The organism is Puniceicoccus vermicola, assembly GCF_014230055.1.
Lineage (GTDB): Bacteria > Verrucomicrobiota > Verrucomicrobiia > Opitutales > Puniceicoccaceae > Puniceicoccus > Puniceicoccus vermicola.
In genome coordinates this window covers 16,701-41,716 of sequence record NZ_JACHVA010000076.1, presented here as the reverse complement: position 1 = coordinate 41,716, position 25,016 = coordinate 16,701, and the positions used below count along the sequence as shown (strand labels likewise).

Annotated in this window: 16 protein-coding genes and 1 pseudogene; 12 read left to right on the top strand and 5 right to left on the bottom strand. The window is 55.4% G+C overall.

Going from position 1 to position 25,016, the window contains the following annotated elements; genetic code table 11:
• Positions 1 to 218: 218 nt before the first annotated feature.
• The 7 genes from H5P30_RS08500 (at position 219) to H5P30_RS08470 (ending at position 14,201) form a co-directional block, all read left to right on the top strand.
• Positions 219 to 3,305 (top strand): glucuronyl esterase domain-containing protein, encoded by a 3,087-nt coding sequence (locus H5P30_RS08500; RefSeq protein WP_185692521.1) that lies wholly within the window; start codon positions 219 to 221, stop codon positions 3,303 to 3,305.
• 770 nt (positions 3,306 to 4,075) lie between these two features.
• On the top strand, positions 4,076 to 5,152 hold the full coding sequence (locus H5P30_RS08495; protein ID WP_185692520.1) for a substrate-binding domain-containing protein: 1,077 nt from the start codon (positions 4,076 to 4,078) through the stop codon (positions 5,150 to 5,152).
• Positions 5,153 to 5,414: 262 nt separating this feature from the next.
• Positions 5,415 to 6,875, top strand: coding sequence for an ROK family protein (locus H5P30_RS08490; RefSeq protein WP_185692519.1), 1,461 nt, complete (start codon positions 5,415 to 5,417; stop codon positions 6,873 to 6,875).
• Positions 6,872 to 7,603 carry a DOMON domain-containing protein gene (locus tag H5P30_RS08485; protein WP_185692518.1) on the top strand — a complete coding sequence of 244 codons (732 nt, stop codon included), beginning with the start codon at positions 6,872 to 6,874 and terminating at the stop codon, positions 7,601 to 7,603. The genes H5P30_RS08490 and H5P30_RS08485 overlap by 4 nt, the downstream gene beginning before the upstream one ends.
• A gap of 4 nt (positions 7,604 to 7,607) precedes the next feature.
• Positions 7,608 to 9,746: a sodium:solute symporter family protein gene (locus H5P30_RS08480; RefSeq protein ID WP_185692517.1), complete on the top strand. Its 2,139-nt coding sequence runs from the start codon at positions 7,608 to 7,610 to the stop codon at positions 9,744 to 9,746.
• Between the two features lie 8 nt (positions 9,747 to 9,754).
• On the top strand, positions 9,755 to 12,586 hold the full coding sequence (locus tag H5P30_RS08475) for a DNRLRE domain-containing protein (protein WP_185692516.1): 2,832 nt from the start codon (positions 9,755 to 9,757) through the stop codon (positions 12,584 to 12,586).
• Between the two features lie 43 nt (positions 12,587 to 12,629).
• Positions 12,630 to 14,201, top strand: coding sequence for a glycoside hydrolase family 31 protein (locus H5P30_RS08470; protein ID WP_185692515.1), 1,572 nt, complete (start codon positions 12,630 to 12,632; stop codon positions 14,199 to 14,201).
• 65 nt (positions 14,202 to 14,266) lie between these two features.
• Here H5P30_RS08470 and H5P30_RS08465 read toward each other — a convergent pair whose 3' ends face one another.
• The gene (locus H5P30_RS08465; protein ID WP_185692514.1) at positions 14,267 to 15,703 is read right to left on the bottom strand and encodes a hypothetical protein; all 1,437 of its coding nucleotides are present in this window, start codon (positions 15,701 to 15,703) and stop codon (positions 14,267 to 14,269) included.
• Positions 15,704 to 15,878: 175 nt separating this feature from the next.
• Here H5P30_RS08465 and H5P30_RS08460 point away from each other — a divergent pair.
• A pseudogene (locus H5P30_RS08460) lies at positions 15,879 to 16,115 on the top strand (family 1 glycosylhydrolase); the annotation flags it as partial.
• Positions 16,116 to 16,150: 35 nt separating this feature from the next.
• Here the strand turns inward: H5P30_RS08460 and H5P30_RS08455 are convergent.
• Positions 16,151 to 18,052: a heparinase II/III domain-containing protein gene (locus H5P30_RS08455; protein WP_185692512.1), complete on the bottom strand. Its 1,902-nt coding sequence runs from the start codon at positions 18,050 to 18,052 to the stop codon at positions 16,151 to 16,153.
• Between the two features lie 292 nt (positions 18,053 to 18,344).
• Here H5P30_RS08455 and H5P30_RS08450 point away from each other — a divergent pair, with 292 nt between their 5' ends.
• From H5P30_RS08450 to H5P30_RS08440, 3 genes are read left to right on the top strand one after another with little or no spacing between them, the layout of a single operon-like run.
• Entirely contained in the window at positions 18,345 to 19,253 is a 909-nt protein-coding gene (locus H5P30_RS08450) for a nucleotidyltransferase family protein (protein WP_185692511.1), read from the top strand.
• Entirely contained in the window at positions 19,250 to 20,392 is a 1,143-nt protein-coding gene (locus H5P30_RS08445) for a phosphotransferase enzyme family protein (protein WP_185692510.1), read from the top strand. Before H5P30_RS08450 ends, H5P30_RS08445 begins: the two co-directional genes overlap by 4 nt.
• Positions 20,389 to 21,288, top strand: a complete 900-nt coding sequence (locus H5P30_RS08440; RefSeq protein WP_185692509.1) for an NAD-dependent epimerase/dehydratase family protein — start codon at positions 20,389 to 20,391, stop codon at positions 21,286 to 21,288. The genes H5P30_RS08445 and H5P30_RS08440 overlap by 4 nt, the downstream gene beginning before the upstream one ends.
• Here H5P30_RS08440 and H5P30_RS08435 read toward each other — a convergent pair.
• From H5P30_RS08435 to H5P30_RS08425, 3 genes are all read right to left on the bottom strand, one after another.
• Complete coding sequence (locus tag H5P30_RS08435) at positions 21,285 to 21,470, bottom strand: hypothetical protein (protein ID WP_185692508.1); 186 nt, start codon at positions 21,468 to 21,470, stop codon at positions 21,285 to 21,287. The genes H5P30_RS08440 and H5P30_RS08435 overlap by 4 nt on opposite strands.
• A gap of 146 nt (positions 21,471 to 21,616) precedes the next feature.
• Positions 21,617 to 21,832 carry a hypothetical protein gene (locus H5P30_RS08430; protein WP_185692507.1) on the bottom strand — a complete coding sequence of 72 codons (216 nt, stop codon included), beginning with the start codon at positions 21,830 to 21,832 and terminating at the stop codon, positions 21,617 to 21,619.
• 5 nt (positions 21,833 to 21,837) lie between these two features.
• Entirely contained in the window at positions 21,838 to 22,035 is a 198-nt protein-coding gene (locus H5P30_RS08425; RefSeq protein ID WP_185692506.1) for a hypothetical protein, read from the bottom strand.
• A gap of 1,235 nt (positions 22,036 to 23,270) precedes the next feature.
• On the opposite strand from H5P30_RS08425, the gene cls reads away from it, so the two are divergent.
• Positions 23,271 to 24,725 (top strand): cardiolipin synthase, encoded by a 1,455-nt coding sequence (cls, locus tag H5P30_RS08420; RefSeq protein WP_185692505.1) that lies wholly within the window; start codon positions 23,271 to 23,273, stop codon positions 24,723 to 24,725.
• The last annotated feature ends 291 nt before the right edge of the window (positions 24,726 to 25,016 follow it).

Sequence of the window (25,016 nt, the reverse complement as noted above, 5' to 3'; positions counted from 1 at the left end):
CAAATCGAACCTCTCCCCACGAGGAGTCCTTTCCATTTTTGAAAAACAAGAACGCAGAGCCCTTAGCTAAAAATGAGCATCAGCAGCAATATTTGGCGATGTATTTGAGCTAAAATAGAACAAAAAGAAATCCTCGCCCCTCGTTACGTAACAGATTTTTATGTTGCTTTTAAAATCGGTCTCCAAAAACTGGTCGGTCGAACCCGACTTTGCTTTCAATGAAGACCTCAAAACGACGATTCTCGGCGAGCCTCGCGGCCGCTATTCTCACTCTACAACCAGCGATGGCAGAAAATTTGACCTGGACAGGTGGCAACGGGACTTGGGACCTGGGTATTTACAGTGAGCCATACGAGAACGGCTGGCCCTCAGGAGGGAGCTGGACCGGATCCCAGATCTGGAACAACGGAACTGCCTACTGGACCAACCAGAGCAGCGGAACGATCACCTCAACCACTGGCGCCACAGGTCCCGGCTCCGGCGAGGACGATACCGCCGTCTTCTCCACTGCTGGCGGCGGCATCGTCAACGTCGCCGATGTTACCGCGACCCGCGCGGAGGGCCTGTTTGCCAAAATGCTTTCGTTTGAAGCTTCGGGCTATGCATTGAACACCAATGCACCCGAAGGGGCCCTCATCACCCTCTCGAACTGGACGGCGATCAATATAGAGCCGTCGGCCCAAGTCTCGATCGGCTTCGGGGTCGAAGTGGTGATGAACGACTCCAACAGCCGCATCTCCGGAGGAGGCATCCTGGATGTTTATGGAACACTCCGACAGCGCTCCAGCGGTATTTTTTCCATCAACGATGACACCACGGTGAATGTAGAGCCAGGCGGCAACCTCGGCGGCGATTTCTACGGCAACACCATCTTTGTGGGTCGCAGCGGCCCGGCCATACTCAATGTCAACGGGGGCCAAGTGAATATCGGCAACGGCAGCCAGAATCGCAGCCTGATCCTCGCAGACGCCTCGAACTCCGGCGGCTCCGAGATCAACCTCAACGACGGCCAAATCAAACTTCTGAACTACGGATCGAGCCGCGTTGAAGTCGGGCGATCCTCTCTAGGCAGCGGCACCGCGACGTTCAATTTGAATGGAGGCGTCCTCCAGACTCCGGTTTTGCAATCAACCGGCGGGAATTCGACATTTCGCTTCAACGGCGGTCTTCTTCAGATCGTACCGGACGCGACGGGAGTCTTCTCCGGAATTGATTCGGTTCTCGTAAGCGCGGGCCCCGCCCGCCTCAGCGCCGGAGACAATTTTGGAGGCTACGAAGTCGCCTACGCCGAACCACTCCAGCACGACCCAGCCCTGGGCAGCACCCCGGACGGCGGTGTAATCAAGCAGGACTTCGGCACAATCATTTTCGCCAATGGCAATACCTACACCGGTGACACCGTAGTAGAGCGGGGCAAACTAGTGCTCCCCGAAGCCTCACTGCATACTGAATCAGGAGTCCACTTGGGCCCCAACGCTGTTCTCGATTTAGACTTCAACGGTATCAATTCAGTCGCGACCCTCCACATCAACGGCGAACCTCAATCCCCCGGAACCTGGGGAGCCGAAGGCAGCGGCGCGACCCACATCAGCCGCCATTTTGCCGGAAGCGGCCTTTTAGACGTGGACGAAGTCGGCGACCCTCAACCCCCGATCTCGTTCTCTAAAGGCCCAGACGTCGGACGCGACTACGATCCAGCAGTGATCGCCAGCATTCCCGATCCGCTGACAATGAACAACGGCGATCCCGTCTCCTCCACGCAAAAATGGACTAACGAGAGACGGGAAGAGATCCTCGAGCTCTTTCGCGAAAACGTCTACGGGCGCAATGCAGTCGATCGGCCTCCCTACCTCAAGCACGACGTCGTCTACAGCAGCAGAATCTTCAACAACACCGCGATTCGCGAAAAGGTGCTGATTACCTACGGTGACGGGAACGGCAACCGGGACAGCTTCTACCTCTACGTTTACCGCCCTATTCCAGGAACGACGAAACCCAAGGGCATCTTCATCCTTATCAACAACCGACCCTCCAGCTACACTTACAACGCGCACACCTATTCTCCGGGTTCCGGCGGGTACGATTTCTTCCCGGTCAAGGAGATCCTGGAGCGCGGCTACGTCGCGGCCGGATTCAAAAACCGTGAGGTCGCCGACGATGAAACGACCGCCTTTAGCGATGGCGAAGGCGTCTTTTCCGTGTTCGGTCCTACCGGCTCGATGGATTCCAATAGGCGCTACCCCACCCGACCCGGTGATGCCTGGGCCGCCATCGGCGCCTGGTCCTGGGGTGCCAGCCGCGCGATTGACTGGATCAAGTCCGACCCCGAACTCCAGGACATCCCCGTTGCGGTCGTCGGCCATTCCCGAGGAGGGAAAGCCGCGCTCTGGTGCGGAGCCCAGGATACCCGAGTCGATCTGGCCATCAGCAATTCCTCCGGCTCCACTGGAGCGGCCATGGCACGCACGAAATTCGGCGAAGACATCGACCAGATCAACCGCAACTTCCCCCACTGGTTCAGCGACAACTACAAAGATTTTGGCGACCGTGAAACCGAGCTTCCTGTCGACCAGCACATGCTCCTCGCCCTCTGCGCACCCCGGTTGGTCTATGTGCAAAGTTCCTACGAGGACTGGAGCGCCGACCCCACCGCAGAATACGAATCCTGCCTCCGCGCTGGGCCCGTCTACGACCTCTTCGGCCTCGGCATCGTCGACTCCCGCTGGCGCCCCGGCCCCAACAAGCCGCAACACGGCGGATCCATCGGCTACCACGCCCGCGGAGATGGCTACCCGGGTGACGACGGCACCGGTGGCTGGCACGATATGATGCCCTACGATTGGAACCAATACATGGACTACGCCGACCAGCACTTTCCTGATTTCAGCACCGATCTTCGCCAATGGCGGGAGGATCACGGATTGGATCGGTTTGGAATCGACGACGAGAAAACCTCGGACGACGGAACTCCCTACATCATGAAGTACGCGCTGAACCTTCCTGAGCCAGGAAAAAGCATGAACTCATCGGCTCCGACCATGCCTTTCAACGGCTCGGCGGGTCTCCCCGCATTCATCTCTGATGGCAATGAGGTCTTCTTCCAGCACGTTCGCCGCAAAACCGAAACCGAGCCCGGCGTCGAATACCGTGTCGAACGAAGTCCCGATCTTCGCTCTTGGGAGCCTATTCAAACTCCCACTTTGGTCGAAACGGTCGATTCCATCTGGGAACGGGTCACGTTTTCCGGCAGCCTAGCGCCCAACTCCTCATCCATGTTCTACCGACTTCGCGTCACCACCCCGTAGCGAATCGAACCAGCTCCGCCAAGAGGCCAATGCCTTCAGGCAGGTCCACTCAGAGACCCGTGGATCCTTTCCCGCAAAAGAGTCCTCTCCAGACCGACACTGGCGCGCTCTAGAGCGATTCAGCAAAACCGCAATCACTCTAGCGAGGGTTCCCATTTCCGCCGGGCTCGCGAGATAGACACATATGGTCAACGAACAGTCCCACTCTCCCCTCGGTCGCCCGCCAATTCGTCTCCACAGAAGACCTGCTCCAAGCAGCCTCAATATTGGCACCTTCGGTGTCGACCTAAACAACCCGTCTCCGCAAAGAAATCTCTCCCGGCAAAACCGTTCGATCTCAATCCGCCGAGACCCACGAACGGGATCTGAACTTGCCACAATCTAAAGCTTTTGGGGGGACTTTCCAGTCTCTATCCAAGAGCGCGTGTCAGACCTGGTCACCGTCCATGGTCGAGAGATGCCTTCTCTTATACCGAATTTAGTTTCCCCTACTCACTGAGGCCACCTTTTAGAAAGGATTTTACGCTTCATTTTTGGACAATTCAGCCTTTTCGGCTCGAATTCGCAGTCGCCCCGATAACGTGCCTGGAATTGCCTCGGATATGTAACACTCCAGCAGAACGATCGATAAGGATCTTAAATCTGCTCTATTAACGTCAAAACTACTAGAAACATCAACAAGTCACATTTTGTAACAAATTTATTGTCTTAGCGTTCCCATCCTATATTCAAGGAGACAAATCGACACAATCGAACGAGAATCAAATTCAATGCCACGAAAAAAAGGGAAGCAAGTCATCAAACTGGAGAAGGAACTCACGGAGCTCCTCAAGGACGGCAACTGGGAAGACAGCGATCCCCTACCCGTGACCCGCGAACTGGCCGAAAAATTTGATGTCTCCAACGTGACGGTTCACCGGGTTCTGCGCAAATTTAGCAACGAAGGGCTTCTCTGGCGAAGCGACAGCGGCCGTTACTTTTTGCCAAGTGGTCGCGAAATGATGGAACGCCCCAAACCGGTTTTCTGCCTCGTCCGCGAACTAACCGCCAGGCATGTCAGCTACCGGCTCATGCTCCAGGGGTTCAGCAGGCAGTGTGCGGAAGCGCGCCGGAGTCTGCTCTTTCCATCGGATGTCGGCCTCGTGAATCTGACCGAACCGGAAGAGCCACCTCAGTTCCAGAACTCCTCGGCGCAACTCAAGTCTTTCCGCCGAGTCCTGCGCACCAATCCACAAAAGCAGCACGGGTTTCTCCTCGACCACCTCTGGCACGAAGATGTGCTCGGCCACTGCGCCGACGAGCTCCCCAATGCCGTCATCCTTTGGCGGTCAACGAATGTCGAGAGCATCTCTTCGGTCAGCATCGATTTCGAGGCAGCCGCACATCAAGCAATCAGCCATCTGCTGCAGCAGAAATACGAGCGGATCATCATCGCGATCCCCTTCGAAGGAGACTCAGCGGTCGACCAAATGGCCGAAGCGGGCGCAAAAGCCGCCAGCGAACTAACCCAGTTCAAACCAGAAGACATCTGCATGGCCACCAACGACCGGGAGCGCCAGCAACTGGTCGAATCGATCCGCAATGCCCCTGAGAGAATCGGAATTTTCTGCATCGAAGACAGCGTCTGCAAACTCCTCTTGGATACCATCCGCCTGGCAGGCATTCGCTGCCCCGAGAAGGTCGGCATCATCTCCGGAATGGGAACCGAGATCGCCCATTGGGGCGGCCTCTCCACAGTCGAGATCCCCTTCGTCGAAATGGGAGCCGTCGCCGGCAAACTGATTGGCTCACGGACCAAAGGGAAGAAAGTGCTGCCGACAAAAGTGATTCGAAACCTCACGACCTAAGCTCGAATCTCGGGAGAAGCGTTAGCATCCATCTCCTTCCAGAAAGCAGCCCCCAGGCTGCTTCCCAATTCATCCTACCCAGGCAACGGCGACCCCAGCCCGACTTCCCGCCCTTCCCCTCACTTAACCCTCCCGGAAGGACGTAAAATACCGGGATCGGTCGCCCTAGAGAAACAGAAACAATTTAATTATGTAACAGTCATTTTTGTTGCATTAAAGGTCAATTGGTTCACTCTAAAAAGACGATTCTTCCTCCAACCGCATGACCGAATTCACAGAACAAAGTGCCACGAACGGATTCCTTGGTTGGAATTCGCTGGTCACGCCTTTGGACAAAGGATTTCGACCCGCTGCTCTCGACCTAGCCCTCTACCGTCGCCGACAAAAAAACTCGAAGGAGAGCGCCCCACTCATCATCGCAATCGGTCGGCCCAACGGAGTTGTGTCACGATACGAAACTTCGATCCTCCACAAGTCTGATGCTGAATCGCGGGCTTACGCTGAATGGGTTGCTCAATTCATGCTTTGGTCCCGGGGAGGGTCGACTCTCTACGTTGAAGCCACACGAGAGATCGAAGACCACATCGCGAGTCAATTTAGACCGGAAGGGCCTCATGCCTTTGCACTGCAATTGATGGAGAAGATTTATCAAAGCCCCTTTGCGGTCATTCTTTGTGAACCGGGGGAATCACCTATGGATCGCGGAACCCCTTGCCATTGGGGATCCCAAAACAACGGATGCCGTCTCGGCGTCGATTTAGGAGGGAGCGAGATCAAGATCGTCGCCGTTCAGGATGGTGAAACGGCATTCCAAGGGCGCTTTCCTTGGTCGCCGACGGAATTCAATGACGTTTCCAGTTGTTTCCAATTTCTTCTGAGTGTTTTCAATGAGGCCTCCTCCTCGCTCCCCCATCTCGATGCCATCGGCATCAGTACGGCAGGAGTCGTGGACGAGAATCAATTGATGGTCTCGAATTTGGTGAGAGGGATTGGCCCGGACCAAAACTCGAGAGTCCAAGGCATTTTTTCCGATCTCGCTACGGCCTTAGGCGTACCGATTACAGTGACCAATGATGGAGAAGCCTCCGCCCTCGCCGGCATGGAGGCCATTCAGGAAGGTTCCACTCTGGGGATGACTCTGGGCACGAGTCTCGCCTGCGGCTACACCAACGCAAAGAACCATTTGACGGGATGGATCAACGAGCTCGCGTTCGCCTCAATCGACTCGAACCCCGAGGCTCCCCTTGATGACTGGTCTGGATATCGTGGCGTCGGAGGTTCCTATTTCTCAATCAACGCGGTCGATCGCCTTTTGGACGCGTCGGGAATCGAACTGGACCCGGGGTTGCCTCTCCAGGACCGACTGGCGACGGCTCGGGGACTTGCGGAAGAGAAGAATGAGCGGGCAGTAAACATCTACCGAACGATCGGCGGTTACCTAGCCGCTACCATTCCACTATTCACAGAATTCTACGACGTCCGAAATATCGTCTTGATGGGAGGGGTGACCAGCGGGAACGGTGGAGAAATTATCCACAAGTATGCCACCGCCACCCTGAAAAAACTTTTCCCTGACTGTGCAAAGAAGGTCAAACTGCATATCCTCGCCAGCAACAGGCGCCGGATGAGCCAAGCAAAGACCGCGGCGACTTTACCCGAGATCACAGTGGAACGATTTCGCCCCAATCCATCCTCTGTCCTTTTGGAGGGAATCCAATTATGACCTTTCGCCAGAAAATCTCCCACGCGGTCGTCGCGCTGTCCGGGCTCATCGTCCTCAGCAGTTGCACGAAGCTCGACCCAACAAACCCTTTTCAACCGATCCGCGAGCTGATTTGTCCTACCGTCTCCGCGACGAGTCTCTCCGAATGGCGGGACCTGGACAGAAAGGAAATCCCCAAAATCCAAATGGGCCAAACGTGGCGTGAAGAAGCCGGACAAGTCTCTGGATACGTGCAGATCGCACGAAACCAATCCAATCTGTTTGTTTTCGCGATGTTGCCCGATGAGGACATTTTCAACCCCGTCACCGAATTCAACCAAGAGTCATGGAGTCAGGGGGATATTTTTGAAATGTTTCTCCAGCCAGAGGGCCAGAGAAACTACTATGAGTTTCACGTTTCTCCGCGCAATCAACGCTACCAGCTCCATCTCATCAAAAATGATCCCGACTCGGAAGATTTTGTCTCCGAACTTTCCAAGATTGAGGTAGAAAGCGCAGTTTCAGTGAATTCGCAAGAGGATCACTGGCTCGTTTTTGCGAAAATCCCCTTACAAGAATTGATTGAACCCAAAGGGCGCGCTCTCCCGCAAGAATGGCAGGTATCCTTTTCTCGGTACGATTACACCCGAGGCCCAAATTTCGAGGAGCCGGAGCTCTATTCCACCTCCCCTCACCGCAAACTCTGGTTTCACCGCCAACACGAGTGGACCACCCTTACCGTAGAATAGAATTATGCACTATCTAGACTGGATTATCGTCACGATCCCTGTCCTTACCGTCCTTGCCATTGGAATCAAGGCGAGGTCCCACGTTAAGGGAGTCGCCGACTTCCTGGCTGGAGGGCGCGTTGCGGGTCGCTATGTTCTTTGCGTTTCTGCCGGAGAGGCCGCGATCGGCCTGATCTCCGTCATCGGGATGTTTGAATATTACTTCCGCTCCGGAGTCTCTCTCTACTTCTGGCAGCATATGGCCGAACTCGCGGGGCTGATCATGGCCTTGACCGGATTCATGATCTACCGCTACCGGGAAACCCGGGCCCTGACTATGGCTCAGTTCTTCGAGGTGCGTTATTCCCGCAAATTCCGTATCTTCACGGGGATGCTCGCCTTCGTGTCCGGGGTGGTCAATTACGCTCTCTTCCCCGCGGTTGGAGGCCGATTCTTAATCTACTACTGCGGGCTGCCGGACACATTCCCTCTTTTCGGGTTCGATGTAAATACGTTCGGCTTCATGATGGCGTTCTTCCTCTCGATTGCTCTGGCCATCGTGCTGATGGGAGGCCAATTGACCACGATGGTCACTGACTGCGTCCAAGGTCTCTTCGGTTATATTGGGTTCGGAATTATCACCATCTGCATCTTCTGCATCTTCTCCTTCTCCCAAATCGGGGAGGCCATGCTGGATCGACCTGCCGGTGAGTCTTTTCTCAATCCTTTCGACACCGGGAACTTCACCGATTTCAACTTGCTCTATGTGATCATCGGATTGATCGGTCTGGTCTACGGTCGTATGTCCTGGCAGGGCACCCAAGGCTTCAACGCCGCCGCGACCTCGCCACACGAACAGAAAATGGCCGCAGTGCTCGGCACCTGGCGATCAGGCTTCACCTACATCACCATTATCCTGATGGCGCTGGCCGCCTACACCTTCATGAATCACCCGGACTTCAGCGCCGGGGCTTCCGGAGTCCAGCAGGAGCTCAGTGCTCGAATCAATTTCGAAAACCCAACGGTAACGGAAACGATCCGCAATCAAATGCTCGTCCCCGTTGCCCTACGCGAGATTTTCCCCATCGGGGTCACCGGAATATTCGTCGCGATGATGGTGTTCCTCTTGGTGAGCACGGATACGAGTTACCTCCACTCGTGGGGCAGTATCTTCATTCAGGATGTGGTCATGCCTCTGCGCAAGAAGCCGATCACTCCCAAAAGACAAATCCTCTACCTGCGATTGGCGATCCTCGGTATTGCGATCTTCGCCTGGTTCTTCAGTATGTATTTTGGGCAAGTTACCTACATTCTCATGTTCTTCGCCCTGACGGGTTCGATCTATGTGGGAGGTGCGGGGATTGTCATCATCGGAGGGCTCTACAGCCGCCGGGGCACCACCGCCGGAGCCTGGGCGGGCATGCTCACCGGAGCGACTTTGGGAGTGACTGGATTTCTCGGACAAAAATATTGGTCGGAGTACATCTATCCCTGGCTCAATACCAACGCTCCCGACTTCCTTGCATCCCTCAAAACCAATCTGGAGGGTCTGGGGTCAGCCCTTCCCTTTGTAAACTGGGAAGTGAATCCGCTCTATTTCCCGATTTCGGGCCAAGAGGTTCTTCTTCTTACGATCGTCAGCTCGACCCTCGTCTACATCGTCGTCTCGTTACTCACCTGCCGCGAGCCCTTCAACCTGGAGAAGATGCTCCACCGCGGAAAATACAACCGCGAGCACGTAGCCGCAGTCAAACCGCTTCAAAAACGCTCATGGGTTGGACGCGTGGTTGGCATCGACGGTGAATACTCCCGCGGAGACCGCATCCTCGCTTGGGCCGTTTTCTATTACACGGCATTCAAGCTCGTGACCTTCCTCTATGTGGTCATCGCCAATACGGTCTTCGGAGTCTGGACTGACAAGACTTGGCTCTGGTATTTCAAATACTTCACACTTCCCGTCCTGCTCGGCGTCGGCGGAATCACCTCCATCTGGTTCTTCATTGGAGGCACTTGGGATCTCACACGCCTGTTCCGCAACTTGAAGAACATCAAGCGCAACGTCCTCGACAACGGACAGGTAATTGGCAACCAGAATGCCGAGGATGTGGATTTCATTGAGCAGACGAACTCCGACGAGAAAAGCGTGAACAAAAGCGAAAGCTGATTTGTCGAATGGGTCCCCTTTCCAGGGCACGCAAGGCGCGAGCCGGAAGAAGGACCGTTTCCCTTGGGAAACGGATCCTTCTCGCTCTCACCGTCCTGGGCCTCCACCCAACCCTGGAGGGAGACACACTGATTCTCCCGGCATCCTCCGACGGATTCATCCGTGAGAGTCAGGATGCGACGGAGACCAAAAACTTGACGAACTGGACTTGGCTCCTCGGGGAAACCCGCACAGTCAACGACCGGCTTCACGGGCTTCTCGCCTTCGATCTATCCAATCCCGTCCTGGACAACGCCACCATCAACAAGGCGACCCTAGAATTATCCATCGCAAACCGGGACACTTCCGGTGGCGGGAGCGTCAGCAATCTCGAATCGATTCAGCTCCATCCTCTCGTCACCGACTTCGATGAAGGCGAGGTCACCTGGTATCAGAGGACGGAAGGTATTTTCTGGAATCAAGCCGGTGGGGACTACAACCCGGAAATTGCGAAAACCCAGGTCGATCCCGCGAGGGTCAATGCGGGTGACAAGATCACGTTTTCCTCAACCGATCTCACCACCACGGTGAGAAACTCGACCGGGAAAACCTTCTCCCTCCTCACTCGGCTGGGGACCTACAATGGAAGCCGCAGCATCCTCCGCATCGCTTCACGCCACGGCGACAATCCTCCGATTCTTTCCATCGACTACACACCCGGGCCACCAGTCGACACTTCTCCGGCGACCCCGCTCCCCGGACACCCGGAGCGTCCTGCAAGTCCCCGCTACTCGGTGATGGCGGATCACCAATCGGTACCCGTTAAAGCCGAAAGGTATGATTTCGACGTGGCTCTCTTCACCTTGGATGAGGGCCCCGCGGAGGTCGAAATCTCCGTAGCCGATGGCTTCTCGGGATACACGCTGAAGCCCAGCCGACACAATCTCACCGTCAACCGATCCGGCCAAGAGCTTCGATTCACGCTCGATTCTCCGCTCAAACTCGTCCTGCAAATTCCCGGGCGAACCCCTCTCGCCATCATTGCCACCCCTCCCGTAATCGATCCACCTTTGCCCGGAGATCCCAAGGTTGTTTACTTCGGAGCGGGGACCACAAACGCCGGAGTCGTTAAGCCGCAAAGCGGAGAGACCCTCTACTTTGCCCCTGGATCTCTCGTCAAAGGAAGAATCGAAATCAAGGGCGTGGAAAACGTTCGGGTTATCGGTGACGGTTTTTTGGAAACCGAAGGCTATGCCGTTCATGCGGATCGGACCCATGGCATCCTTGTCGAAGATTCAAACAATATCCTCATCGAAGGCATTTCGATCAGAAACTATCACACTTGGTGGCAGACCCTGACCCTGAATTCGACCGAAGTCACCTTCGCTCACCTCAACATCTTCGGAAAAGGGCCGAACACCGATGGGGTCGATATTGACGCCGTGAAGGATTTTGTTGTCCGGGACACCTTTATCCGTGGAGAGGACGATGGTCTCGGCTGGCACTCTCTCGATGCCGAAACCAACGGTGAAATGATCACCGAGCGAGTCCTGGCCGAGAATATCGTCATTTGGAACAGTTGGCTTGGAAACGGCGTGCGCATTGGCGCCTCTATGGAAGCCCAGCTCTGGCGAGACATTACCCTGCGCAATCTCGACATTCTTTATCACGCCGGATCTGGACTCTACAGCGACTACTCGGACTGGGCTTGGATGGAGGACCTGACCTTCGAAAACATCAACATCGAGCGCGAAAAAAGTCCCATCAATCTCCGGATTCTTGAAACCCACTACAGCAACAAAACTGGATTCCTCCAACAGAGGGGATTCATAAACCGCCTGCTTTTCAAGAACGTCACCATGAATGGGGGAACCATTCGACTGGAGGGAGCCGGACCCGCAAACCGCATCGATCATGTCCGCTTTAACAACTGCTCAAACATGGGCCTTCCCCTCACCTCTCTTGACCAGCTGGAATTCAACGAATACGTGACTGACATCCAATTCAACACCCCCCTCCCGCAAACCTTCGAAGTCGATCCCGGCATCTTCAAAGCGGAAGACCTGGATTCACAAACCAATCAAAGGCCTCAATTCATCACCGAGAATCCCGAATCGACGCAGGGTCGCCATCGAGTTTTCCGGGCAACCTCCTTGGGAGACTACATCGAGCATTTCGTCGATCTCCCAGAAGAGGAGAATTATCACCTGAAAGTCACTCTCTACTGCACTCCCAACTCCGGGATCGCGAGATTATCGGTAAACGGAACGACAGTGGGCCAAGAGATCGATGCCTATTCTCCGGAACCAGGCTACTCTGAGTTCGACCTCGGAACCATAAGTATCCCGGCTGGCCCCTCCTCGCTGCGACTTACCGTCACCGGTAAGCACGCTGCCAGCTCCGGATACGATCTGGAGATCGACCGCTTTAAGATCCTGTCCCGGCTGCAATCCTGGCGGGATTATCATTTCAAGACCACAGCCAACCGGGGAGAGGCCGCCAACGGTTATGACTACGATGAAGACGGAGTGGCCAACCTTCTCGAGTTCGCCACCCACCATTCCCCAACACAACCTTCTCCGCCACCTCTACTTACTTTTTTCAATCCTGAAACTCAGGGTCTCGGATTCCAATTCACGCGCTTGAGCCCCGCCCCTGTCAACTATGCCTGCCAAGCGTCCGAAGACTTGCGAGAGTGGCACACGATCTCATCCCTTTCCCGTGGAAGCGATAATTGGAACGGACCAGCCTTCGTGAAAGAAACGAAAATCGACGATCTGACGAAACGAGTGACCATCGAAGACTCCCTCAGTCAAAATTCCGCCACGCTCTTTCTGCGCCTTCAGGTATCCTCCAACTAATTCTCCATTCTCCTCGATCCTAGACGACTCAAAAAATCCCGTCATGACAGACTACTCCAACCGATCCATTCCACTCCTTCCCAACGAAAGCTGGTGGGGAGGACTCTCAGCCCTGGGCGCATCCATGCCCTTCCGGTCCGAGAGCACGATCAGCTGTGACCTTCTCAACGAGAACCTGGGCAATCAGGCGCAGCCATTGCTGGTCTCCAACAGAGGAAGATACGTCTGGAGCGACCACCCGTTCCATTTCGAGTTCAAGCAAGGATCCCTGCACCTGAGCAAGGCACACTCTGAGATTCACTTGTTCGAAGAGGGGAACTCGCTAAAGGAGGCATTTTGCCATGCCAGTCGAAATCACTTCCCGGCTTCCGGCTCAATTCCGGATCCCATTCTCTTCAATGCTCCTCAATACAACACCTGGATCGAGTTGATGTATGATCAGCGCGAGGAGAAGATCCTTGAGTACGCTGAAAGTATTATTGCGGCGGGCTATCCTCCGGGAACCATTCTCATCGACGACAACTGGCAGGAAGATTACGGCACCTGGGAATTTTCCGCGCGCCGCTTCTCCGACCCAAAAGCCATGATCGAGAAGCTTCATGACATGGGCTTCAAAGTCATGCTTTGGGTCTGCCCATTTGTCAGTGCCGATTCGGCCACCTGCCGGGAACTGGCTGAGAAACACTTTCTCCATCCGGACGAGCAACCGACTCAGGATATTCTCTGGGCCAATACCGAGTTCAAACCCGCGCTGATTCGCTGGTGGAATGGAGCCAGTGCCATGATCGACCTGAGCAACCCGGATGCCCGCGAGTGGTTCCGCCTATCCCTGCAGAAACTCGTCGATGAATACGGCATCGACGGGTTCAAGTTCGACGCGGGAGATCCGGCCTTTTACAGCGGAGTGCCCTCGCAGAATCTCTCCTTCCTCCCGACAGACCACAGCGAGCAATTCGCGGCCGCGGGCCTCCCCTTCGCCTTCAACGAGTATCGGGCCTGCTGGAAAATGGCCGGACAACCACTCGTCCAACGCCTCCAGGATAAAAAGCACAAGTGGGAGGACCTCCGCACACTCATCCCCTGCTCCATCGCCCAAGGGTTGATGGGCTATGCTTTCACCTGTCCTGACATGATCGGAGGCGGCGAATATCTCTCATTCCTCCGCGCCGAGAACATCGATCAAGAACTCATTGTCCGTTCCGCCCAAGCGCATGCCCTTATGCCGATGATGCAGTTCTCGTTGGCCCCCTGGCGGGTTCTCGATCCCGAGAAGCAGGCGATCTGTCTCGAGATGGCCAAGCTGCACACCCGCACCGCGCCGCGAATACTGGAATATGCTCACAGATCGGCAAACACCGGAGAGCCCATCATCAAATCACTCGAATGGTTCTGGCCCGGCCGAGGGTATGATCGCGTCGTGGACCAGTTCATTCTCGGCGAGGATATCCTCGTCTGCCCCGTCCTTGAAAAAGGCGCCGAATCCCGTTCGGTCATTCTTCCTCCAGGCACTTGGACTGCCGACGATGGCACCCGATACGAAGGCGAACAGACGATCCAGGTCGAAGCCCCATTAGATCGCCTGCCTTGGTTCGAACGGGAGATCGAGAAGAATTGAGGCACCGATCCTACGGTGGAAAAGAACCCTCTCCTCTTGTAGGTGACTCCCAGCGGAAAGAGACGTTAGGAGCCCTCGACCTCAATCGACCCGAGGAAATACCACTCTTTAACTCGGTCATTGGTAATCGCGATCTGGAGGGATGGCATTCCATCCCCGAGGGTATTGAGGATCGCGCAGGCAAGACGATAGCGCCCCGGCCGGATCGTCTCCGGAACCGTAATCTCCAATGAATACGGATACTCGTGCTCCGCGATCCAGTCGCCGGGCTCCGCCGTTGAATCAATCCAGATCATCGATTTATCCGGGACCTCACTCCCCTCCGCAAGGAGGGCAAAAGCCGGGCGATATTTTTGCGCCCACCGCTGATTGTGGTTCGGAAGAACCCCCGTTCCCAAATTGATCCAAGTGTGCTCGATCGTCGTGGACTGGCCGATACCCAGACACTTCGAAAAAGACGCCTCCTTCAGGGCCAGACGATACCCTCCTTCCCGCTTGAAACGTTCAATGAGCTCTGGATAGCCCATGAAGCGCTGGGTATCCACGACCGTCCGAAGATCCAGAGTATTGGCGTGGTGGGTCAAGGCATCCTCAATGGCCACCTCATCCAGATCACGCCAACTATGGATTCGATCTCCAAACCGCGCATCATCCCGAGCCGCGAGGTCTGGCATCTCGGGACGATCCCCCCAATAGCAGCGCTCGCCAAAAAGGGGATGCCTCGGAAACAACTCTTCAAACCGTTCACGCTCGTGATCCGAGAACCAGAAACTTCCCAAACCGTCACGGCGGATGATGTAATCCCGCCCCCGAATCGCCAGATCCTCATCGAACTCCCAACCAAATGCCGTGTTGTACTGGATGCCCAGAAGCACCTTCCGAAAGTGATCCGAATATAAATCCAGGATCCAGTAATAAACCGATTCCCAGCTGTTCGGATCCTTCAGATTCAGGTTATGCCCCTCCCCCCACCAACCGAGGCCGAGGGCATCAATAAAGTCAACGCGGCTCGGGTCGTCATATTCCTCGGCAAAAGCCGCGACGAAGTTGCCCAGTTTCTCCTGAAAGACCGGATCGTCAATGTAAGGGCTCCAAAGAGGCACGCCCCCCTCTCCATCCTGCATTGAGCCTTCCGCACCCGCCACGCGCACGAAATCCGGCGTGGACTGGCGAAGATTGTCCTTCGAGGCGACATAGAACCGAAACGCCAAACGCAACCCCCGCTTTCTGGCGCCCTCGATTAGAGCTTTGAAATTATCATCGTACTTCCAAGCATAACGCCCCTCTTCCGGCTCCGCATCGGACCACCGCCAACGCAGGTAGAAAATCGACGCGTGCTGGCGGGCCGCCTCATCCATCGCCTCCCAGTAAGACTCGGCATCCGCGACCTCGCCCGCCGCATCATCGTAGAGCATCCAACCCGTCGCCGGATTACGCAGCAATTTCTCGCGCTCGAGAGCCGGAGATACCCGCTTCCTTCTTGTCTCTTCAATGTCACTCATCGTCGCCTTTCATTTGCCTGTACTCTTGATCCACGATTCAACCTAAATCTCTTTTGAGTCACAATATTTTTGGTTACTTTTCGGGGGCGCCATGATCCCGAGCCAGACTCTTTCCTTTCCCGGGAATTTCCAGTAAGGATTCGCCGATGCACCTCCCGTAAATGGCGAGGCACTCGACCTTCACCGCCGAGACTATGTGCGCGACTACCTAAAGGAACCCCATCGCGCCATCGGCGACGGTGTTCCGGTCGAGGGATATTTTCTCTGGTCCTTCATCGACAACTACGAATGGATGGGCAGATACCAACTGCGTTTCGGCGTCTTCTACAACGACTACGAGCCCCAAGAACGCACTCCCAAGGTGAGTGCTAAGGGGTTTATCCGCATCATCGCCGCAAACCGGATCGTTTGATTCGACAATTTTGTTCCCCGGACCTCCCGCTGACTCTACTCGAGCGGGAGAACCGCTCCGGACGATGACCAATCCTGCATCGGTAAAAACTCGGGATCGATATCCCCCAGGCTCCCCGGAATCAACGCCACGGCAATCCGCTGCTCGTGCTCATCCGCCGAAGGCTCCAAGGACAGTGTGAACGAGAGCAACTTGGCTCCCGGATTGCGTGCGTCGTAGTCCTTAGGCGGGTTTGAAATATCAATCACCTCCAGCTTTTCGGCCTTTGGCGAAAGCACCTCAAACGAAAGGGTCTCCCCGTCCTGAGTCAAAGTTGCGCGATGATCGTCCTCAAGGGTGACCTCGGCAAAAGTCAGCATCGACCAGCGAATTTCGGTAGGCTGATCGAGAATCTCGAAATCATCCTCCACCTGGACGGCTCCATTCTTTTTGAGAGCAATCCCCCTCCGGACACCTTTGAGCTGTCCCGCATAAACCTCGGACATATCGAGTATGGTGTAAGCACCCTCCTCACCCGTCGCCGAACGTTCTATCGTCGCCGATCCCTCGAAGCCCTGAGGTTGTCCATTCACGACCAGAACACTGTGGCTCATGTTGGACATGCGAAAGACCTTCCAACGGTCCTTCCCAAAAATATGAAGCCCCGTTGCCTCCAGTTCGTGGTAGGATTGCATCCCCAGATCTGACGCCCAACGCACACCGTCCGACTCCATAACAAACTGACCGACGTCCATGTGCGCATGACTTACACTGGGAGCCCCCCCTTTGATACCGACATAGGTCGCGTCAGGATCGGTCCAGCTCGTTCGATGAAACGCCACGGGAGTTTCCCCGCCCCCGCTCCAATCCAGATCCTCGGGAACGATTTCCTCTGAGAGTCCATTTCCCCAGACCAGCAGAAGCGGAAACATTCGGGTGTCGGGCGGCTCCGCCAGCTCGTTTGCATTGAATTTGGCCAAATTCTTTCTCTGACGCCAAAGCAGCTCTGGACGGCCCAACTTCTCGGCAAACCAGAACACCTCCGGCCGGATCCCGGTCTGGGGTCGGGAATCCGAATAGTTGAAATACTGCCCCGACGGACCTCCAGAGTGCAGAACGTACTCGGCAGACTCGAGAAACCCAGGCGCTTCCGAAAGACCGAAATCCGAACCGAAAACACTTTCCAGGGATGCCATCATCAAAACCGAATAACTGGTGCCATAAGACCAGTAGGCCGGCCCTTCTGGATAAGCCCCATCCGGGCCATAGGTGCTCAAACCGGAATGAGCATTTTCCAAAGCTCTTTCAATAACCTCTACGGCGATCTCCGGCCCCCCCTGATCATAAATCGCCAGAGCTCCCATGACCAGGCCACCGTGAATCACTTGATTCCAATTATTCGGGTAGTCTACCCACCAACCATCGATTTCGTAAGAGGGCTCTAGGCCCTGAGAGATAATTCCCTCGCGAATCGCCTTCCGATCTTCCTCTGACAGAGTTTCGAAAAACCAATCGTAGCCAATTGCCATGCCCGCCGTCATTTCGGCCACGTCCAGAAAATGGCTCGGGTTCCAATCAGTGAATCCGCATACCTCCAGCATTTCCTCCCGGGCACGCTCCGCATATCTCTCATCACCGGTCAACCGGTAGGACACTCCCCAATACAGGATCCTTCGTAGAAATTCCCGAGAAACATCGAGAAGACGGCGCCCCTCCATCACCCGCTCGAGCACCGGCTCCTCACAAAGATTGTCCGCCGTTTCGTAGACATGGTCGGCAAACCCCGAAACTTGAGGATCCTCTTCGATCAAGACCTTCATATCCTCGACCCCTTCCGCAGACCAAAGGAGCCGCGGATGCGACAGATCAATCGTTTGAAGGGCAGAAGCAATGTCCTGACCACGCAAAGAGGTAAGATTTATAAAGAAAAGAGATGCAAAGAAAACTCGTGCAAACATTGGTACGGGTGACTGAATGTATAAACTACGAAAGGTGCCGCAAAAGGACAGCGAGGTTTGGCAGAATTCGAAAATTCATGATGGCCTCAGTCTTACTAAAATAGAGAGAAGCAGACGAACCTAAAAGTTACATTTTTATTTGTTTCACATAGTCATTCTAGTCTGTCCATCCCTGCGACCCAAACACACAAGTTCTGCCTCTGATTTCATGAAAGGAAAAATAAACGGGCTATCAAAGAATCATTTTCGTTGATTTTAATTATTTTTTGTTTTTTATGATTTTACCACTCTTATGAACAACACCTCCCCTACTCTTCTGATCCTTGCCGCCGGCATGGGCAGCCGCTACGGCGGTCTGAAGCAGGTCGACGCTGTCGGCCCCTCCGGTGAAACCATCCTCGATTACTCCATTCACGACGCCCTCCAGGCCGGATTTGGTAAAGTCGTCTTCGTCATCCGTCGCGACATCGAGGAGGAATTCAAAAAACTCGTAGGTTCACGCTACGAATCTCAAATCGAAGTCAAATATGTCTTTCAGGAGTTAGACTTACTCCCGGGGGATTTTCATCCTCCGGCTGGCAGAGAAAAACCCTGGGGCACGGGACACGCGATTCTCATCGCCCGGGAGACCATCAATGAACCTTTTGGCGTCATCAACGCCGACGACTTCTATGGGCGCCACGCCTATGAGCAGCTCGCCCAGTTCCTGCGGCAACCAAGGCCTGAGGGGACCTTTGCCATGGTCGCTTACAAGATGAGGAACACCCTCAGTGAACATGGCTCCGTTTCCCGAGGCGTCTGCCAGACAGATGATCGTGGCATCTTGGAGAACATCGTTGAGGTGACGGCGATCCAGAAAGAGGGCAACGGTGCCCGCGCCGAAGACCAGACTTTCACTGGAGATGAGCTCGTTTCTATGAACCTTTGGGGATTTCAACCGGACATTTTCTCCGCTCTCGAAAAACAGTTCCTCACCTTTCTCGAAAAACAGGGCCAGGAACTGAAATCCGAATTTTTCATTCCCTTCGTCGTCGACGAGGAAATTCGCCAAGGCCGGGCCGAGGTTCAAGTTCTCAAGACCGACAGCCAGTGGGCTGGCGTCACCTACCGAGAGGACAAGCCGGCCGTCCAGAGCTTCATCCAAGAGCTCGTCCGCCAAAAGATCTATCCCACTCCCCTTCAGCCCAAGACCGCATCATGAAATTCGAACGCACTCCGGTTTCCCAGGAAGCCCTTCGCAAAATCTACTCCCAGTTCCGGCTCTACGGCGGCTTTCTCGAGGGAGCCCCCTACGGCTCCGGCCACATCAACGACACCTTTGCCGTGAACGCCAGCCAAGGTGGCACTCCAGTCCGCTACATTTTTCAGCGGATCAATCATGGGATCTTTACCGAACCCGAAAAGTTGATGGAGAACATCGCCCGCGTCTGCGCACACAACAACCAGCGATGCCGCGAAAGCGCCCTCGCAGACGGTTCACGCCGGGTGCTCAGCATTGTCCCCGCCTTGGGTGGCGAACCATTTGTCCGCGACGAGCACGGATACTATTGGCGCTGCTACCTTTTCATCGAACAAGCTCAGACCTACGACAAAATTGAAAGCCCGGCGCAAGCTCGCGAAGCGGCCAAAGCATTCGGCGCTTTTCAACAATCTCTGGCCGACCTCGAAGGAGACCGCCTCCACGAAACGATCCCTGACTTTCACAACACGGTGGCTCGTTTCCAAAAGCTGGTCAGTGCAGTCGAAAGCGATCCTTGCAATCGGGCGGCCACCGTTCAGAACGAGATTCAATTTTTCACGCAGCGCGAGAATGATGCCGGAAGGCTCCTCGCGATGCAGAACGTCGGAGAGTTGCCCGAACGGGTCACCCACAACGACTGCAAGCTGAACAATGTCATGATCGACGACAAAACCGGAGAAGGAATCTGCGTGATCGACCTCGATACCGCGATGCCCGGTTTGGCCCTCTACGATTTTGGCGACCTCGTACGGACCGCGACCAGCCCAGCCCTCGAGGACGAGAAGGACCTCTCCCAAGTGCGCATGCAAATGCCCATGTTCGAGGCCCTCGTCGAAGGCTATCTGGCAGGCACCGGATCGATGCTGCCCCCAGCGGAAAGGGCTGAACTCGCCTTCTCGGGCAAGCTCATCACCATGGAGATCGGCATCCGCTTCCTTACCGACTTCCTCGAAGGCGACACCTATTTCAAGGTGCATCGCGAGGGCCACAACCTCGACCGCTGCCGAACCCAGATCGCCCTCGTCCAGTCGATCGAAGAACAATTCGAAGCAATGAACGCCAAGGTGAACGAATTCGCACAAAAAGGATCCATCTCGTGAGAATCCTAATCACCGGAGGAGCTGGCTTCATCGGAAGCCACGTGGTCGAACACTATCAGGGTAAAGCCGATATCCGTGTTCTCGACAATTTGCGCACGGGTTACCGTGAGAACCTTGATGGACTCGACTGTGAGCTCGTCGAAGCAAGCATCCTGGACCGCGAGGCTCTCGCCGAAGCGATGCAGGATGTCGATTACGTATTTCATCTGGCGGCCTTGATCAGCGTTCCCGAGTCAATGGAGAACCCCCAGGGATGCGTAGACCTGAACGTCACCGGGCTCCTCAATGTCCTCGAAACGGCCCAACGTTTTGGAGTAAAAAAGGTCGTCCTCGCCAGCTCTGCCGCTGTCTATGGAGACAACCCGACCGTTCCCAAAATTGAAACAATGACTCCAGAGCCCCGTAGTCCCTACGCGATTACCAAACTCGACGGCGAATACTACTGCGACCTCTATCGACGCGAAGGGTGGGTCAATACGGCCTGCCTCCGGTTCTTCAATGTCTTTGGCCCCCGGCAGGATCCCCACAGTGCCTACGCGGCGGCTGTTCCCATTTTCATCGACCGGGCCCGCAAGAATGAGCCGATCACCATTTTTGGCGATGGCGAGCAAACCCGCGATTTCATCTACGTCAAAGACATCGCCGCCGGTCTAGCCTTTGCGGCCGAAACCGAGGCAGTCGCCGGAGCCAATAACATCGGATACGGCGGAAGCATCACCATCAACCAGCTCGCGGAAAAGATCATTTCCCTGACCGGCTCTCAGTCGAAAATACTCCACGCCCCCACCCGCTCCGGCGACGTAAAACACTCCCGCGCCAGCGCCGAGAAGCTTGCGGCTACCGGGTGGCAACCTCTCTACGGATTCGAAGAAGGGCTGGCCCAGACGCTTCGCTAATGTAGCTGATAATAGAGAGCACCGTCCCGATTTGGAAATTCCGACAATCGGCAATACTCCCCATCGGAGACCTCAATAGCATACCAGCCATTATCCGCCAGCACACCGAGAAGCTGGTGAGTGGAGCCCCTGCCTGCAGGAACTCCCAGCGCAGAACGGGAGTAATCGAACGTAAGCTTCACGAGAAAAAGTGACGAGTCCCCCGTGTCGATGAACTGCCTCAGCGCTTGAATTAGATCCGCCCGATCATCGCAATCACGGCCATTAACGCGGTGAGGGAACCCTTGGGCCTTCAAACCCTTATACCGAATTTAGTAAGTTTTGATCCTTATGGTGCTGCGTAGAATCGAAGCAGCGCAAGGCGCAGGGATCGGATTCGTATCGAGATACGCTCCGATCCCTGCAACGCCGCGACCTTCGATTCTGGGGCATCCCCCTGGGACGGGCGGGAAATGAGCCTGAGCAGCGTTAGCCCAAATGGCACGGGTCGCAGACCCGCCTCCAATTGGGCCGCCTCGCTCAGACTCATTTCCCATCCCGCCATAACTATCAAAACTTCCTAAATTCGGTATTAGTCACCCGCTGGCACCACCACGCCAAACTGCGCACCGAATCCTCGTCGATAACCGCATATTGAAGATCCTCCGGGGGCGGGCCGGAATAGTCTCGGCCAAACATCGGCACCTCCGATCCCCGGAATTCAGCCTCGATCCCCTTCATCCGGGATGCGGCCTCCTGCCGATTCAAAGTTTCTACAACTTGAACGCGAGGAGGGGCCGAGATGACAATCTTTTGCCTTCCTACGGTGGAACAGCCAGAAAGAAGTGCTGAAGCCGCTAAAGCAGGAAAGCAAAAACAGGCAATAAAATCATGTGCAGAACGGGGTTTCATCAGGGGTAAGCACGCTCTCACGACGAGGGCGTGACAGTCTTTACGACGATCTACACGGTGAATCGAAAACCACGGATCCCGGCGAGAACGAGGGGTTTCAGGCCATCCGTGAGCTTCGATCACACCACTGTCCGTGTGCGGATCGAGCAAAGGTTTTAAAAAATAGAATCGGAGCAGATTCCGATCCGAAAACAAAAATCAACGAGGAAACAATTCCTTCATCGATCGCATTATTAGAGGGGCTAGGTCATCGAACTAAAAAGCTGAAAAGAGACATTTCGCTGCATCAAGAAGATGCCGCTTTTATGGGGGATTCACCCACTAAACTCCAAAATAGAAATATTTGCAAGTGGGGAGTGAAGATTTAGTCACAGAAGAACCAATACTCAGATACGCTCAAAAATTCCCGCAATCGAGTCTCATTTTCGCTCCCCGAACCAATGCCCGACTCCCTTCTCAGCGAGGTTGGTCTTCCCCAAGCCAGATTGTCCGCCCAGGCCTGAATCAGACAACGGGACTGGTAAAGACTCGGCAAGGTCGAGGGACCCTCGCGACGGATATCATCGTTATATGCGCCGCATTCCCAGCGTGGCACCGCCGCCCACGTCCTCCGAAAGCATATCCTTATACACAAGCCTATCGCTCTGGACGGTCGCGCAAACGCAAGAACAAGGAAGCCCGGAATTCATCCCGCCCCGCATGCCACTCAGGCCTTTCGCCTTAGATTCTGAGGAAAACTTTTCATGTGCAGCCAATCTGACGGGGCGGAATGAATTCCGCGCTCCATTTGAGGCATACTCCTCCAGGGCAAATCGGAGATTTTACAGGAAAACGTTCGTCTAGGAATTTGTGTGGAAGGATATGCCCGGAAGCAGGCTGAAATCGACAGATCCCCCCCGGAACTTCGACCTCCGTACAGTCAAGAGCAGCCTCATGACCATTCGGGCTTTCCCTGAGAGGCAAAAGAGGCACAATGCCTGCAGACTCCTCACAGAACCTACGAAGACCGCTACCATGAATGACGTCAAATCGATCAACCGGCCGCTCGACCAGAATCGTGGCTTTCGATCCGCACCGCTCTTCCTCTACCCATGACTGACCACGAAGTTTTCACCCTTTTGGCGATGGGAGTTTACATCGTCCTCCATATTCTCGTCATCATCCGCATTCTCTTAAGGCCCCACCGCGAACCGGCTTCTCGGGTTGCTTGGATTGTGGTGATGGTGGTCGTCCCCGGCGTGGGACTTATCTCCTACCTCCTTCTCGGAGAAACCAACATCGGTCGGAGTCGAGTCGCCCGCGTTCACAAAGTCCTCGGCACCCTCCCCCACGTCGCCGATACGCCGGGAATTGATAGCGAAACCGCAAAGGCCTCCATCCCCGAAGATTACCGGCATCTTTTCCATCTTGGGCGGACGGTCAACGGCTTCCATCCTGTCGGAGGAAACCGGGCGCACCTCCTCAAGGACTCCAACGCGACCATTGATTCGATGATCGCGGACATTGACGCTGCCCAAGAGCATGTCCACCTGACGTTCTACATCTGGCTCACGGATCACAACGGCCTGAAGATGGCCGAGGCGCTCAAACGAGCCGCCCGACGCGGAGTCACCTGCCGAGCGATGGCCGATGCTCTCGGTTCGCGCGCCATGATCGAGTCCAAGCACTGGAAATCGATGGCGGAGGCCGGAGTTCGCATCGCCGTTGCCCTGCCCATCGGGAATCCACTTCTCCGCCCCCTGAAGGGGCGGTTCGACCTCCGCAATCACCGCAAGATTTTGGTCATCGACAACTGGATCACCTACTGCGGTAGCCAGAATTGCGCCGACCCCGAGTTTCGCGTCAAAGCCAAATTCGCACCGTGGGTGGATGCCATGATGCGGTTCGAAGGTCCCGTCGCACGCCAGAACCAACATCTTTTCGCAACGGATTGGATGGCCCAGGTCGACGAAGATCTCGGAGATGTGATCCGGGAACCACTTCGCGCGGGCGAACCGGGGTTCACCGCCCAGGTGATCGGCACCGGACCCACTGTCCGGACCTCCGCCATGCCCGAATTTTTTGAAACCCTGATCTACTCCGCCCGCCGTGAACTGTGCATCAGCACCCCCTATTACGTCCCGGACGAAGCGATGCAGTCCGCCCTCTGCGCCTGCGCCCGTCGCGGAGTGAAAACTACGATCATCTTCCCGGCTCGAAACGATTCCTGGATCGTCGGGGCCGCCTCGCGCAGCTATTACCAAGACCTCCTCGCCGCCGGAGTTGAGATCCACGAATATGAAGGCGGCCTCCTCCACACTAAATCGCTCACCCTGGACGGGAACGTTACCCTGATCGGCTCGGCCAATATGGATCGGCGTAGTTTCGAGCTGAACTACGAGAACAACATCCTTCTCTGTGATCCCAAGATGACGGTTGCCATGCGCGAGCGTCAGGAATCTTACCTCGAGAGTTCCCATCCGGTCACCGCCGAAGAGGTGTCCGCTTGGTCGATCCGACGGCGTCTCTGGAACAACACGATCGCCATGCTCGGGCCCGTTCTCTAAGGCAAACGCTTGCGCAACTCCCCAAACATCCACCGCCCTCGAAGAGATCCAATGAGATTCACTGGACGGCGAAAATCATCCCTGCCAATGCCCTCCACGAAAGACGCGAGGCGCAGCTGAAGCTACTGCCCTACTCCGATCCAACGTACCCGCTCAGCTTTAGCTGCGCGGTCATACGCTTCGAACCCCGCCGACGCACCCGCATTCTCCAAAAACCCAACGCTATCGAAGAGATCCAATGAGATTCACTGGACGGCGGAAATCATCCCCGCCAATGCCCTCCATGAAAGA

Excerpts from the sequence above, each read along its gene's own strand:
- H5P30_RS08500 (WP_185692521.1), top strand. The coding sequence starts at position 219 with ATGAAGACCTCAAAACGACGATTCTCGGCGAGCCTCGCGGCCGCTATT.
- H5P30_RS08495 (WP_185692520.1), top strand. The coding sequence starts at position 4,076 with ATGCCACGAAAAAAAGGGAAGCAAGTCATCAAACTGGAGAAGGAACTC.
- H5P30_RS08490 (WP_185692519.1), top strand. The coding sequence starts at position 5,415 with ATGACCGAATTCACAGAACAAAGTGCCACGAACGGATTCCTTGGTTGG.
- H5P30_RS08485 (WP_185692518.1), top strand. The coding sequence starts at position 6,872 with ATGACCTTTCGCCAGAAAATCTCCCACGCGGTCGTCGCGCTGTCCGGG.
- H5P30_RS08480 (WP_185692517.1), top strand. The coding sequence starts at position 7,608 with ATGCACTATCTAGACTGGATTATCGTCACGATCCCTGTCCTTACCGTC.
- H5P30_RS08475 (WP_185692516.1), top strand. The coding sequence starts at position 9,755 with ATGGGTCCCCTTTCCAGGGCACGCAAGGCGCGAGCCGGAAGAAGGACC.
- H5P30_RS08470 (WP_185692515.1), top strand. The coding sequence starts at position 12,630 with ATGACAGACTACTCCAACCGATCCATTCCACTCCTTCCCAACGAAAGC.
- H5P30_RS08465 (WP_185692514.1), bottom strand. The coding sequence starts at position 15,703 with ATGAGTGACATTGAAGAGACAAGAAGGAAGCGGGTATCTCCGGCTCTC.
- H5P30_RS08455 (WP_185692512.1), bottom strand. The coding sequence starts at position 18,052 with ATGTTTGCACGAGTTTTCTTTGCATCTCTTTTCTTTATAAATCTTACC.
- H5P30_RS08450 (WP_185692511.1), top strand. The coding sequence starts at position 18,345 with ATGAACAACACCTCCCCTACTCTTCTGATCCTTGCCGCCGGCATGGGC.
- H5P30_RS08445 (WP_185692510.1), top strand. The coding sequence starts at position 19,250 with ATGAAATTCGAACGCACTCCGGTTTCCCAGGAAGCCCTTCGCAAAATC.
- H5P30_RS08430 (WP_185692507.1), bottom strand. The coding sequence starts at position 21,832 with ATGGCGGGATGGGAAATGAGTCTGAGCGAGGCGGCCCAATTGGAGGCG.
- cls (WP_185692505.1), top strand. The coding sequence starts at position 23,271 with ATGACTGACCACGAAGTTTTCACCCTTTTGGCGATGGGAGTTTACATC.